The sequence below is a fragment of the Mesorhizobium sp. Primo-A genome, from assembly GCF_003997175.1.
Taxonomy (GTDB): Bacteria; Pseudomonadota; Alphaproteobacteria; order Rhizobiales; family Rhizobiaceae; genus Mesorhizobium; species Mesorhizobium ciceri.
In genome coordinates this window covers 81,579-95,428 of the sequence record NZ_RZTG01000004.1, presented here as the reverse complement: position 1 = coordinate 95,428, position 13,850 = coordinate 81,579, and the positions used below count along the sequence as shown (strand labels likewise).

General features: G+C 63.4%; 8 protein-coding genes and 1 pseudogene. 5 read left to right on the top strand and 4 right to left on the bottom strand.

Features of this window, described 5'->3' with window-relative positions:
* Positions 1 to 7 precede the first annotated feature (7 nt).
* The 4 genes and pseudogenes from EOC83_RS08605 to EOC83_RS08590 form a co-directional block, all read right to left on the bottom strand.
* Positions 8 to 748 carry a GntR family transcriptional regulator gene (locus tag EOC83_RS08605; RefSeq protein ID WP_024502152.1) on the bottom strand — a complete coding sequence of 247 codons (741 nt, stop codon included), beginning with the start codon at positions 746 to 748 and terminating at the stop codon, positions 8 to 10.
* A gap of 402 nt (positions 749 to 1,150) precedes the next feature.
* Positions 1,151 to 1,828: a ribulose-phosphate 3-epimerase gene (rpe, locus tag EOC83_RS08600; RefSeq protein WP_063169678.1), complete on the bottom strand. Its 678-nt coding sequence runs from the start codon at positions 1,826 to 1,828 to the stop codon at positions 1,151 to 1,153.
* Between the two features lie 222 nt (positions 1,829 to 2,050).
* Positions 2,051 to 5,894: pseudogene (locus EOC83_RS08595) on the bottom strand (hypothetical protein).
* Positions 5,895 to 5,904: 10 nt separating this feature from the next.
* Positions 5,905 to 8,148, bottom strand: coding sequence for a hypothetical protein (locus EOC83_RS08590; RefSeq protein ID WP_063169677.1), 2,244 nt, complete (start codon positions 8,146 to 8,148; stop codon positions 5,905 to 5,907).
* Between the two features lie 213 nt (positions 8,149 to 8,361).
* Here EOC83_RS08590 and dnaK point away from each other — a divergent pair, with 213 nt between their 5' ends.
* The 5 genes from dnaK to pyrF all read left to right on the top strand — a co-directional run bounded on the left by dnaK (position 8,362) and on the right by pyrF (position 13,850).
* Entirely contained in the window at positions 8,362 to 10,278 is a 1,917-nt protein-coding gene (gene dnaK, locus EOC83_RS08585; protein ID WP_024502156.1) for a molecular chaperone DnaK, read from the top strand.
* Between the two features lie 212 nt (positions 10,279 to 10,490).
* Positions 10,491 to 11,621 (top strand): molecular chaperone DnaJ, encoded by a 1,131-nt coding sequence (gene dnaJ, locus EOC83_RS08580; protein WP_013528587.1) that lies wholly within the window; start codon positions 10,491 to 10,493, stop codon positions 11,619 to 11,621.
* A gap of 167 nt (positions 11,622 to 11,788) precedes the next feature.
* Positions 11,789 to 12,394 carry a phospholipid N-methyltransferase PmtA gene (gene pmtA, locus EOC83_RS08575; protein ID WP_013528588.1) on the top strand — a complete coding sequence of 202 codons (606 nt, stop codon included), beginning with the start codon at positions 11,789 to 11,791 and terminating at the stop codon, positions 12,392 to 12,394.
* A gap of 164 nt (positions 12,395 to 12,558) precedes the next feature.
* Positions 12,559 to 13,155, top strand: a complete 597-nt coding sequence (locus EOC83_RS08570; RefSeq protein ID WP_063169676.1) for an NADPH-dependent FMN reductase — start codon at positions 12,559 to 12,561, stop codon at positions 13,153 to 13,155.
* Positions 13,152 to 13,850, top strand: a complete 699-nt coding sequence (pyrF, locus tag EOC83_RS08565; protein ID WP_013528590.1) for an orotidine-5'-phosphate decarboxylase — start codon at positions 13,152 to 13,154, stop codon at positions 13,848 to 13,850. Before EOC83_RS08570 ends, pyrF begins: the two co-directional genes overlap by 4 nt.

Here is a 13,850-nt window from a genome sequence, read left to right as displayed (position 1 = left end):
ACGACTGCTATCGCCGAGCGCGTTTGCCGGCGATTTCTTTCGTTTCCTCGTCCTGCTCGAAGCGCTTCATGCACATGGCCGCAGTCAACCGGTAGTGGTTGAGCAGGGCCTCGACGGCACCGTCGGCATTGCCGTCGAGGGCACATTCGGCGATCAGACGATGCTCGCCGAAATCGTCGCGCTGGACGCCTTCGCCATCATTGGCCATTTGCCGGTAGCGATAGGCGTGATCGGAGAGCTGGTCGCAAAAGCCCACCAGCCATTGCGACCGGCAGGCCGAAATCAGCACCCTGTGGAAGATGCGATGCAGCCTCTCCCAATCGGGATTGAGCGAGAAGAGATTCTGCGGTGCCAGACGTGACGCGCGTCCCAGGCGATGCAGCGCCAGCACGAGCTGTTCTTCCCATTCGGCGGTGCGGTGGGTGATGGATTCGCGAAGCGCTCGCTCCTCGAGCCAGCAGCGGGTGCGCGTCAGCTCCTCGAGTTCCGAGGCGCTGACCGGCATGATGAAGAAGCCGCGCTGGTCGTGCCGGCCGAGAAGCCCTTCCGAGGCGAGGCGATTGAGGGCTTCGCGGACAGGCGAGGCGCCGGCTCCATATTTGGAGACCACCCACTCGACCCGCAGCTTGCTCTCGGCTTCAAGGACACCGCCGAGAAGATCGTCCCGCAATTGCTGATAGACCGTAGTGGCAAGCGTGCTCTTCGGTCCGGCAGCGTCGTCGTTCAGATTGGCAGCTCCGTATGTCAAAGCGACTCCTTGTCCCCAGGACTTGTCCCGGGCGATCCGAAAGCATTCGCCTTCTCGTACTTGTACCATACAGGGCGAAGATTCGCCTGCTCAAGCAGAAGATCACGTTATTGTACTTTAGCACAAAGGAATATGCGGCATTTCGGAGTTCAATGCTGTAATTCCGCGCTTTTTCACAACCTGCGGGCACTTAACATGTTTTGTATGCACGCAGGAGAACCTGTTCTTTTTGTTCTTTTGTATTCGTGCGAGATCAACTGTCTGCTTTGGGCATAGACGACGGAGCTGAAAACCGAATCAGGCAATCGCTCACATCCGATGCCGTTGCCCCAAAAGCTTCACAAACCCGCCCGGCACCAGAACCTTAGCCGGCATGCAGGGCTGACGCGGGAACACTGCTGGTCAATCGGCTGCCTTATCGGCTGCCGTCCTGATCGCCTGGATGTTCTGCCGATAAGCCTCGACGCTGCCGCCTTTGAAGATGGCGGCGCCCGCCACCAGCACGTCGGCGCCGGCAGCGGTGACCAGCGGCGCGGTTTCGGCTGAAACACCGCCGTCGATCTCGATTCGGATTGGCCGGCCTCCGATGAGGGCCTTGACCCGCTTCACCTTGTCGACGATCGCTGGGATGAAGGCCTGGCCGCCGAAGCCCGGATTGACGGTCATGATCAGGATCAGGTCGAGCCGGTCGAGCACGTATTCGACCACGCTTTCCGGCGTCGCCGGATTGAGCGACACACCGGCCTTCTTGCCAAGATTCCTGATGGTCTGCAGCGAGCGGTCAAGATGCGGGCCGGCCTCGGCATGGACGGTCAAACCGTCGCAGCCGGCCTCGGCGAAAGCGGCCAGATAGGGGTCGGCCGGGGCAATCATCAGATGGCAGTCGAAGAAGGCCTTGGTGCGGTTGCGGATCGCCTTGATCACTGGCGGGCCAAAGGTGATGTTGGGCACGAAATGCCCGTCCATAACATCGAGATGTATCCAGTCGGCGCCGGCTGCCGCTACCGCTTCGACCTCATCGCCGAGTTTGGAAAAATCCGATGCCAGCACCGATGGTGCAATCAGGGTCTTTCTGCTCATGGATGCGGCCTTTCCGAGTGTCCTTCTCGTTGGCCACCCTATCGACTGCCTAATGCGCCGCAGCCGACTTGTCGAGGGTGCAGGCGCGGTCGATGCGCAGGCTGGGACGCGTGCCGTTATCCGCGATCATGCTGCGGCCAATTCCCGCTTGTCCCCACAGCCGCGAAGAAAAACCCGCCGGATTGCTCCGGCGGGGTTTCTGGTCTCGTGTCGAGCAGGTGGTTATTGCTGCTGGAGCTTCAGGATTCTGTCTGGAACCTGGTCCTGCCGCTGTTCGACCTGCGGCCTGCGCCTGCAGCACCTGCTGCAGCAGCAGGCCGGGGTTCAGCTCCAGCGACGGTTGTCCGCGGACCGCCCGGCAGTTCGGGTAGCGCCCGATCGTGCCTTCCGGGCAGCGCCTCCTGATGATCGGCTGGCACTGGCCATCGATCATCTGCGAGCCCGGTGCGCATTCCACCTCCTGCCTGCGGCATGCGCCGTTGATCACCTCGGTGCCGCGCGGGCAGACACATTCGCCGCGCTTGTTGTGGACCTGGCCGCGTACGTCGCACTGCTCCTGCGTCGGCTGCTTGCGCCGGCAGGCATTGCCCCGCACCTCGGTACCCCTCGGGCAGACACAATTGCCGTCGGCGTCGTGGACCTGGCCACGGATGGTGCACTGGTCAGGCCTTGGCCGGATCGGGCGGCAGGCGCCGTTTCTGACCTCGTTGCCTTGCGGGCAGACGCAGTCTCCGTCCGCGTCGTGGACCTGGCCACGGATGATGCACTGCTCAGGCTTCGGCCGGATCGGACGGCAGGCGCCATTGCGCACCTCGGTCCCTCGCGGGCAGACACAGTCTCCATCGGCATCGTGGACCTGGCCACGGATCGTGCACTGCTCCGGCTTTGGCTGGATCGGGCGGCAGGCATTGCCCCTGATCTCGGTTCCCCTGGGGCAAACACAATCGCCATCCGCATTGTGGACCTGGCCACGGATAGTGCACTGCTCGGGCTTGTCGGTCCTGACGCACCTGCCGTTCTCGAGCCCGGTTCCGCGTGGGCAGACGCAGCGTCCGTCCTCGGTGCGGATCTGGCCCTCGAGCAGCACACAGCGTTTCGGCTGTTCCGGCTTCGGCACGATACCACCGCCCGGCGAGCACTGGCCGTTGCGGTAGGTGGTGCCTTCGGGGCAAACGCAGCGGCCGGCATCGTTCATGACGAAGCCTTGCGAGCATTCCTTCCTCGTCTCCTGGCTAATGGTGAAGGGATGGCAGGCATAGGCCTTGCCGCGATCGCCCTGCACATTGGTCTGATCGCCGCCAAGCACGTCGCCACCGCCCTGCACCCGTGTGTCGGGAGACAGCACGCCGACGCAATTCTGGCCGCTGACATTGCCCTGCAGATTGGCCAGGCGGCCGTCGTCGGGAATGACCACGGTGACATGGTGTACCCGGCTTTCGCCGGCGCCGAGCGTCAGGTTGGCAATGCAGGACGCAGGCAAGGTTGCCGGTTCCGGCGAGCAGCCGAAGGGCGGATCGATCGAGGTGATCTCAACGCCTTCCAGCCTGCCGAGCCCCTCCACGCCGATCGCATCGCCGATGCGGACCGGCCCGGAGAAGGCGGTCGCTCCGTCATTGATGATGGTGATCTCGAACGAGCAGGGTTGGCCGAGCCTGCATTCGCGGTCGCCGGTCTTTTCGACACGGATGGTCGAAGAACCGCCGCCCTTGGCGCAGGCCTGGCCAAAGGGATAGACGACGTCGTCGCCCGGCGCAGGCCCATAGGAGCCGCGCGCGCAGTTTTCGAACGCGCCATTCGCCGAGACCGTCACGTCGAAGTGGCGGCTGGTTCCAGGTGTCATGACGGCACCGGGAATCTGGCACGACAGCGCATTGGCCGGAACCGGTCCGCACGCCCATTCCGCGCCGTCGGGGGTGACGGTCTGGATCTGGACGGGCGCGCCGCCGGCCACCAGCGTGGCGGCATCGTTGACCCGCACCGGACCGGTGGGGGCAGCGGTGCCAAGGCTGGTGACGGTGATGCGGCAAGAGACGACCGCGGCACCGGCGAGCGAGCCGTTGCACACCTTGGTGATGCGCAGGGTCGGCTTGCCGCCATTGGGATGACGGAAGCGTTCCTTGGCGCAGGCCTTGTTGTTGGTGAGGTCGTTTTCCCCGGGGATGGGCTTCACCTCAGCGCAATTCTCGACAGTGTCCGACTGGTAGCCGGCCGGCATGACCGCCTTCACGAAGATCGGCGTCGAGGCGCCCGCAGGCAGCGAGATGCCGGCATTGTCGCAACGGAACTGGCCGGGGCCGTTCGGTCCGCATGTCCAGGGCGGGTTCGGGCCGAAGGTCGAGGACGACGGCGCGCCGCCGGGATAATTGTCGATGACCGTCAGCGGTCCATTGTAGGTGGCGCTGCCGTTGTTGATGATGTCGATCACGAAGGTGCAGATGCCGTCGGCCGAGCAGACCGGGACGCGGGCACGCTTCTTCAGGATCAGGTCGACCTTCTTCTCCACCGGCGGCCGGCAGTCGCGGTCACGGTCGCCGCGCCGGCAGATCGGGATCGAGGCACAGCCGCGATCGTTCGACTGGCTGCCGAACAGCGGCTTGCCGCTGGCGCCATAATTGTAGGTGGCGCAGTTGCGTAAAGCACCGCCTTGCCAGCCTCCGGCCGGCTTGAAGCCGAGCTTGAGGTCGACGGAGGCCCCCGGATTGAGCGTGGTCACCGGATAGGTGCAGGTCATCGGGGTGGTTCCGGGTACGCAGACCCAAGGTGGATTTGGCCCTGAATCGAGCGTCGAGCCGGCCGGCAGCGTCACCTCGTCGAGCACGATCTTGCCGTGGTAGGCTCCGGTGCCGACATTGGTGACCCTGATGGTGAAGTCGCAGCCGCCGCCCATCGTGCAACGCGTCACGTCGGCGCGTTTCTCGACCTTGAGGTCCGGCTCCTTGTCCCTGGGCGGGCACCTCTGGTCACGCGGGATGACGATGTCGATCGTCTGCGTGCAGCACAGGCCCCAGCCTTCCTTCGGACCGGCATAGGTTTCGATGCCGGTGACGATGAGGTGGATGACGTCGCCGGGCGAGGCACCGACGATCTTCCAGTTGAGCACACCGCCGCCCGCCGGCACCAATTGGGTATCGGGGATGATGTTGATGCCGGGCGTGCTCGTCGACACCTGCACCCACTTGCCGCCCATCTCCGGGCCGACCGGCATGTGATAGATGAAGGCGCCGCCGCCGGGCACGCAGTCGACCGTACCGCGTTCCACCTTGAAGCATTCCTTGCCGGGAGGTGGCGGTGGCGGATTGCACTTGGTGACGTCGATCTTGATCGAGGTCTTCACGCCGGTCTTGAAGTCACCGTCGTCGGGCTTGCTCGGATCCTGCGATGGGATGATGGTCCCGGTGCCCGGTCCGGCCGTCACCTTGATCATGCCCTGGTTGTCGACGATCGTCGGCGCGGGAAATGCCGCACGATCGATCTTGGCCGTGATCGCGAAGTTGATCACACGCTCGTTGGCAGCGCCGACGCCGTCGACATCGGACGTGGAGATGCGGAAATCGGAAACCGTGGCAGTATCGTTCGGATTTGCCGAAGTGCTGATCGTTGCACCCGGCAGTGGTCCGCCGGACGAATCCGTGCCGTCGCCGGACACGTTGACGTTGATGATCGCAAGGCCGTGCGGAAGCTGGTCCTTGAAGTCGATCCTGACCTTCTTCAGCCTGGCCTCGAGGCTCGGGTCGGCAAGGCCCTGCGGATCGCCGCGCAAGCCGAAGCTCAGCGAGTAGACGACGTAATCGCAGCCTCTTTGAACGCCTGTCTTGGTGAAGAAAGGCACCACCTGGTCAGGCCTCGGAGTGACGACGCGCGAACTGTCGAGATCGAGCTTCAGCTCCGGGGTGATCGAGGCAGCGTCTTCTGCAAAGCCTTGCACCGGGGTGAACGTGGCGACCGCGATACCGGCCGCCATCAGCCAGCGCGCGCCGCGCCTGGCGTATGACAGGGGTTTCATGATCGTCTCCATGACGGTTGTTTGGGCGTTCGTTGCGAGCGGGGAGAGTGCGAGATTTTTCATCTTCCCCTCCTCAACGTTCGCAGCTGGCGGCTGGGGTTCTGAGCGGCAAAGTCATCTTGCAGCAAGGGTAATAGCCACCCTTGTCCTTGTCGGACTTCCTGTAGAAGCAGAGCCCGACATCGACTGTGTCGCCCGGATAGTGGCCGGTGATGTCGATCGTGTAGGGCTTGCCGGGCGCATGCGACTGGGATGATGTCACCCCGACGCCTGGCGTCCTGGACTGGACCTTGATCGAATCGCCGCCGAAGCCGGCATGGTCATGGAGATAGAGATCGGCCTCGAGGCCGGAAGGCGTGCAGTAATACTGGACGTCGTCGACGTCGAGACATGGAGGCAGGTTGCCGGGTGGTGGGAAATCCGGCGGGTAGAAGGGGGGCAGGTAGCCGCCCGGGATTTCCTCGTAATAGCCGGCGCGGCCCTCGCAAGGGTGCCAGACGGCAACATCGCCGACATGGCCCTCGACCTCCGGGTCTTCGAAATAACCGTCGAAGTCGACGAACCATGAGCCGAAGGGCGGCACATTGGCCGGCTTGACCAGCTCTTTCGGCGTGATCTGCACACCGTGTACGGCCAGCGGCCCGCCGGCTGCGAGCTGTTCGGCGAGTGAAGGATTGTCGCGCAGCTTGTCGCCCGTGTTGACCAGCGTCTGCGTGCAGACGGAGCTGTCGAGATTGCCGTCGGCATCATAGCCATATTGCAGATCAAGACCGCCGGCCGACTGCCGGTTGCCTTGGGGGAAGCCGACCGCATATTCCTGCGGCACTTCGACCCAGACCGATTCCGTTTCCGGATCGTCCGGGTTCTCCCGGAAGTAGCGGATGACCTCGCCTTTACCGGAATCGGCGAACTGGCCGTAATCGTAACGGTTTTCGACCGGACCGCGCTGGGCCAGGTACATGAAGCCGCTGTTGTCGAAGGCGATGTCGGTGACGGCGTAGTCCTTGTCGGCCCTGACCGTCAGTTCCCAGCGCGGGTCACCGGCAAAACTGCCGTCGCGGGCGATGCCCACCGACCAGATTTCCGACTTTTCGCCGACCGAATAGTAGAGCCGGCCGCCATGGTAGGAGACACCCCAGACGCGGCGCTCGTCCTGCGTGTAGCCCCAGCTGTCGGGGTCTTCGCTATCGAAGGCGGCACCTTGTATGTCCATCACCGAACCATCGTCGGCGACGGGAGCGAGCCCATGCGTGGGCCGGCCGGCAACGCCGTGATCGAAGCTGTCGATCAGTCTGCCTTCGGCGTCGATGCGATGGATCAGGCCGGTGTCGAGATCGGACGCAAAGAACTCGCGGTGAGTGGCGTCGAAAGTGAGATTGCCGATGCCGGGACCGCTGTTGGTGTCGATGTCGGCGAATTTGGAGACCTGGCCGGTGATGCCGTCGATCTTCCAGACGGTGCCCGGCCCGCCACCGTTTTCGGTGCCGAACTGGCCATCCATGAAGGTGGCGCCGGCAGCGCCGCGGCGCTGCCTCTCGGGGCGGCCGTCATCGTCGGCATCCGGGGTGACGATACGGATGCCGTGCAGCGAGGTGGCGCCGGCATAGAGATTGGGAATGCCCGATGGAACGCCGTCGCGCACGCCGTCATCATAGGTGACGCCGAACACCTGGCCGATCTGCTCCGCCGTCACCTCGAAGGGCGGCGGCGTGTTGACCAGCTGGCCGGAGGCTGGGCCGCCCAGATGCGAAACGTCGAACACGCGCAAGGTGGCGCGCGTGGGGTCGATGAAGGTTTCGTCGACCGGATCGACGCCGGGCGGCAGGCCCTCTTTTTCGGAATCAGGGGGGTCGAAATTGGGAATGATGGTGCCGGAGAATCCGGTCACCGCCATCGAGCCGGGATAGATGATCCGGGTTTCCTGCGCCTGCGCGGCGCCCAGCCACAGGCCGAGTGCCAGCGCCAGCAACCCGCCTGGATGCACAGCACGGCGCAAGCCGCCATCAAGAGACGACACGAACGAGCCGCGGATGCGAGACATGACACTACCCCCCGTAGTCGACGGGAGAACGTCGGGGCTGGCCGCGCAAATCAGGGCAAGGCGCGGCGGTCCGGCTCGTTCTTCCCTGATCGAATTGTCTGCTTTCCTCAAGACGACGATACGCCTGGTCTTACGCAGGGTCAACGGAATCAGCGGAAAGCCCAGCGCATCGACCCCGTCCCGAAGGCGGTGGTCGCGCCGAGCTCCTGTTGTTCCCGGAGACCGCAGAGCCTCTGGGTTATTGGTCATGGGGGCTTCCTTTCCGGGCCGCACCATGCGGCACCTAGAGATCAGTCGCGGGCGGAGATGGAAAGGTTCATGGAAGGCCTGCGCAGAATGCTTGCGCGCGATGCCGCCTGTTCTTATATACGCGCCAAGCCGTTCGGCGCCGGAATGCCGGTTGCCGGAACGGGATTTCTTGTGAACAGGGGCTTTCGTCGGAACGCCTGTACGGGTCCTGAGAGCCTGCTTAGCGGAGAGACTAGAGAAATGGCAAAAGTAATCGGTATCGATCTCGGCACCACCAACTCCTGCATCGCCATCATGGATGGCAAGGAGCCCAAGGTAATCGAGAATGCGGAAGGCGCGCGCACGACGCCTTCCATCGTCGCCATCTCGGGCGACGACGAACGTCTGGTCGGCCAGCCGGCCAAGCGCCAGGCGGTCACCAATCCTGAAAACACCATCTTCGCGGTCAAGCGCCTGATCGGCCGCCGCTATGACGATCCGGTGACGGAGAAGGACAAGAAGCTTGTCCCCTACAAGATCGTCAAGGGCGACAATGGCGATGCCTGGGTCGAAGCCGGCGGCAGGAAGCAGTCGCCCTCGCAGATTTCGGCCATGATCCTGCAGAAGATGAAGGAGACGGCGGAAGCCTATCTCGGCGAAAAGGTCGAGAAGGCGGTCATCACCGTTCCGGCCTATTTCAACGACGCCCAGCGCCAGGCGACCAAGGATGCCGGCAAGATCGCCGGCCTTGAAGTGCTGCGCATCATCAACGAGCCGACCGCGGCAGCGCTTGCCTATGGCCTCGACAAGAAGGAAGGCAAGACCATTGCCGTCTATGACCTTGGCGGCGGCACGTTCGACATTTCGGTGCTCGAAATCGGCGATGGCGTGTTCGAGGTCAAGTCGACCAATGGCGACACCTTCCTCGGCGGCGAGGATTTCGACATGCGCCTGGTCGAATACCTGGCGGCCGAGTTCAAGAAGGAACAGGGCATCGACCTGAAGAACGATAAGCTTGCCCTGCAGCGCCTCAAGGAGGCGGCTGAAAAGGCCAAGATCGAGCTGTCGTCGACCACCCAGACCGAAATCAACCTGCCCTTCATCACCGCCGACGCGACCGGGCCGAAGCACCTGACGCTGAAGCTGACGCGCGCCAAGTTCGAGCAGCTGGTCGACGACCTCGTCCAGCGCACGATTGCCCCTTGCAAGGCGGCGTTGAAGGATGCCGGCCTGAAGGCGGGCGAGATCGACGAAGTCGTTCTGGTCGGCGGCATGACCCGCATGCCCAAGATCCAGGAAATCGTGAAGCAGTTCTTCGGCAAGGAGCCGCACAAGGGCGTCAATCCGGATGAGGTCGTCGCTCTCGGCGCCGCCATCCAGGCCGGCGTGCTGCAGGGCGACGTCAAGGACGTGCTGTTGCTCGACGTGACGCCGCTGTCGCTCGGCATCGAGACGCTGGGTGGCGTGTTCACCCGCCTGATCGAACGCAACACGACGATCCCGACCAAGAAGAGCCAGGTGTTCTCGACGGCCGAGGACTCACAGTCGGCAGTGACCATCCGGGTCTTCCAGGGTGAGCGCGAAATGGCCGCCGACAACAAGGCGCTCGGCCAGTTCGACCTGGTCGGCATTCCGCCGGCGCCGCGCGGCGTACCGCAGATCGAGGTCACCTTCGACATCGACGCCAACGGCATCGTCAACGTTTCGGCCAAGGACAAGGGCACCGGCAAGGAGCACCAGATCCGCATCCAGGCATCGGGTGGTCTTTCGGACGCCGACATCGAGAAGATGGTCAAGGACGCCGAGGCCAATGCCGAGACCGACAAGAAGCGGCGTGCGCTGGTCGAGGCCCGCAACCAGGCCGAAGCGCTGCTGCATTCCTCGGAGAAGTCGCTGAAGGAATATGGCGACAAGGTTTCGGAAGGCGAGCGCACGGCGATCTCCGACGCGATCGCGGCGCTGAAGACCGCGACCGAAGGCGACGACGCGGCCGACATCGAAGCCAAGAGCCAGGCGCTGGCCGAGGCTTCTATGAAGCTTGGCCAGGCCATGTACGAGGCTTCGCAGAAGGAAGCGGCGGAAGCCGACGCCAAGGCGGACGCCGCCAAGGACAGTGACGTTGTCGACGCCGATTTCGAGGAAATCGACGAGGACGACGACAAGAAGAAGTCGGCCTGAACCGTTTGACGGCAAGATAAAGCGAAAAGCCCGGCGAAGGCCGGGCTTTTTTGCAACCCCTTGCAGAAAAACAGCGGGCCTTGCTGAAAAAATGCAGGCAAAGCCGCGTCGACACTGGCATCCCCCTTCCATCGCACCTAAATCGAAGCGTCAGTGCCGGCAAGAGACGCAACAATGCTTCAAGACGTTGAGCATCCGGACAGCGGGAAAAAATGAAAGCTGATTTCTACGAGACGCTGGGCGTGCAAAAAGGCGCCGATGAGAAGGAGCTCAAGAGCGCTTTCCGCAAGCTCGCCATGCAGTTCCATCCCGATCGCAACCCCGGCGACCATTCCTGCGAGCACAAGTTCAAGGAAATCAACGAAGCCTACGAGACGCTGAAAGACCCGCAGAAGCGCGCGGCCTATGACCGCTTCGGCCACGCCGCCTTCGAACAGGGCGGCATGAATGGCGGGGCCCAGGGCTTTGGCGCCGGCGGCTTCGCCGACATTTTCGAGGACATTTTCGGCGACATGATGGGCGGGCGCCAGCGCCGCTCGTCGGGCGGCCGCGAGCGCGGCGCCGACCTGCGCTACAACATGGAAATCACCCTGGAAGAGGCTTTTGCCGGCAAGACCGCACAGATCCGGGTGCCGGCGTCGATCTCGTGCTCTGAATGTTCGGGCAGCGGCGCCAAGCCCGGCACCCAGCCCGTCACCTGCTCGATGTGCAACGGCCACGGCAAGGTGCGCGCCACGCAAGGTTTCTTCTCGATCGAGCGGACCTGCCCGCAATGCCAGGGGCGCGGCCAGACGATCAAGGATCCGTGCCCGAAATGCGCCGGCCAGGGCCGCGTCACCGAGGAGCGTTCGCTGTCGGTCAACATCCCGGCCGGCATCGAGGACGGCACCCGCATCCGCCTTGCCAATGAGGGCGAAGCCGGCCTGCGCGGCGGGCCCTCGGGCGACCTCTATATTTTCCTGGCGGTCAAACCGCACGAGTTCTTCCAGCGCGACGGCGCCGATCTCTATTGCAAGGTGCCGATCTCGATGACGACGGCAGCCCTTGGCGGCTCCTTCGAGGTGACGACGCTGGACGGCACGCAGACCAAGGTCAAGGTGACCGAAGGCACACAGAACGGGCGCCAGTTCCGCCTCAAGGGCAAGGGCATGCCTGTGCTGCGCCAGCCCAATGTCGGCGACCTCTACATCCAGACCGCGGTCGAGACGCCGCAGAACCTGACCCGGCGCCAGCGCGAACTTCTGGAGGAGTTCGAACAGCTCTCCTCGCAGGACAATTCGCCTCAATCGAGCGGCTTTTTCGCCCGTATGAAGGATTTCTTCGAGTCTTTCGGCGAGCGTTGATGCACTTTGGCCCGCGTAAGCCGATTTGCCACGCGTAAATCCTTGAATCGCGTCACCCCTTGAGACGCGACGAAAATTATCTTATCCACGACATGCGTCCGGCCGCGCCTTGCCTAGCACCGCTCAGGTGCTAAGTAACTTTGCGGGGAGCGCTGAGGAGAGCTTGCATGACACGTGGCCCTGGACTGCGGAAGGCGCTTGTCGAAAAGTTCGACGACGAACTCAAATTCTTCAAGGGCTGGATCGACAAGCCGAAGACGGTTGGCTCGATCGTGCCGACCAGTTCGATCACCGCGCGCAAGATGGCCTCGATCGTCAATCCTAAATCCGGCCTGCCAGTGCTCGAGGTCGGTCCCGGTACCGGCGTCATCACCCGCGCCATCCTCGCCCAGGGCGTACGCCCCGAAAACCTCTACGCTGTCGAATATTCCACGGATTTCGTTCGTCACCTGCGGCGGCTCTATCCCGGCGTCAACGTCATCGAGGGCGACGCCTTCAACCTCAACGCCACGCTTGGCGACAAGAGCGGGATGATCTTCGATTCCGTCGTTTCGGGCGTGCCGCTGCTCAACTTTCCGGTCGCCCAGCGCATCGCCTATATCGAGAGCCTGCTCGACCGCATCCCGGCCGGACGGCCGATCGTGCAGTTGACCTATGGCCCGATGTCGCCGATCCCACCCGGCCGCGGCAATTATACGGTCAAACATTTCGATTTCATCCTCCGCAACATTCCGCCGACGCAGCTGTGGATCTATCGCCGCGAAGCGCACTAGTGAGAAGGGAATAAGGCAATAGGGGAGTAAGGGAGTAGGGATGAAGGGTTCCATTTCCAGGCTATTTTCTACTCCCATATTCCCTACTGCCCTATTCCCCTATCCTATCCAGCCGTTGATTTGAGCCGTCCTTGGCTGTACCTGTCCGGGAACAAGGGTGGCCAATGGCAGTGATCCCGAAAATCCTCGTCTTCGCCGGCTCGGTGCGCAGCGGCGCCTATAGCGGCAGGGCCGCCGACGTGGCGCAAAAGGAACTCGCCATGCAAGGTGCCGAGGTGACCCGCATCTCGCTCGCCGAATACCCCCTGCCGATCATGGACGAAGACCTGGAAAAGGAAAAAGGCGTTCCCGAAAACGCCCAGAAACTCGGCCGTCTCATCATGGCCCATGACGGGCTGCTGATCGCCACGCCCGAATATAACGGCTCCATTCCGCCGCTGCTCAAGAACACGATCGACTGGGTGAGCCGGGTGCGCAGGGATGGTGGCCGGCCAGTCAGGCCGCTGGCCGGCAAGGTCGTTGGCCTTTGCTCGTCCTCCAACGGGCACTTTGCCGGTATCCGCTGCATCAACCATCTGCGCGCGGTGCTGGTGCGTTGCCAGATGGAGGTGGTGACGCCGGAATGCTCGGTGCCCGACGGCGGTGACGCCTTCGACGAGGATGGAAATTTCCGTGACGAAAGACTGCACAAATCGATGGAGCACCTATGCCGCACGCTGATCGAGACCTCGCGCCTGCTGTCCACCCGGATCGAGGCATGATCGCCAATAGCATGCGCGACCGGCTCATCGTCGGCCTCGACGTGCCGACAGTGAAGCAAGCCGAGCAGGCAGTGCGCGAACTCGACGGCATCGTCTCCTTCTACAAGATCGGCTACCAGCTTGCCTTCGCCGGCGGGCTCGACTTCGCCAGGGAGCTGGCCAGCGGCGGCACCAACGTCTTCCTAGACATGAAGCTGCTCGACATCGACCACACGGTGGCCAAGGGTGTCGAGAACATCGTCAAGATGGGCGTGACCATGCTGACCATTCACGCCTATCCCAAGGCTATGCAGGCCGCCGTAGAGGCGGCCAGAGGCAGCGACCTTTGCCTGCTTGCCGTCAGCGTTCTGACCTCGATGGACGAGCAGGACATGATCGACGTCGGCTATGAGTACGATCCGCATACGCTGGTGCTTAGGCGCTCGGAACAGGCGCTGCATGCCGGCATGGGCGGCATCGTCTGCTCGGCCGCGGAGGCCGAGGCGGTGCGCCGGATCGTGGGACCCGACATGGCGGTGGTGACGCCCGGCATCCGGCCGGCGGGCAGCGACCATGGCGACCAGAAGCGTGTGGTGACGCCGGGCCAGGCGATTCGCAACGGCGCCAGCCACCTCGTCGTCGGCCGTCCGATCATTGCTGCGGCCAACAAACGGGAAGCGGCCGAAGCCATCCTCGACGAGATGCGCTCGGCCTGA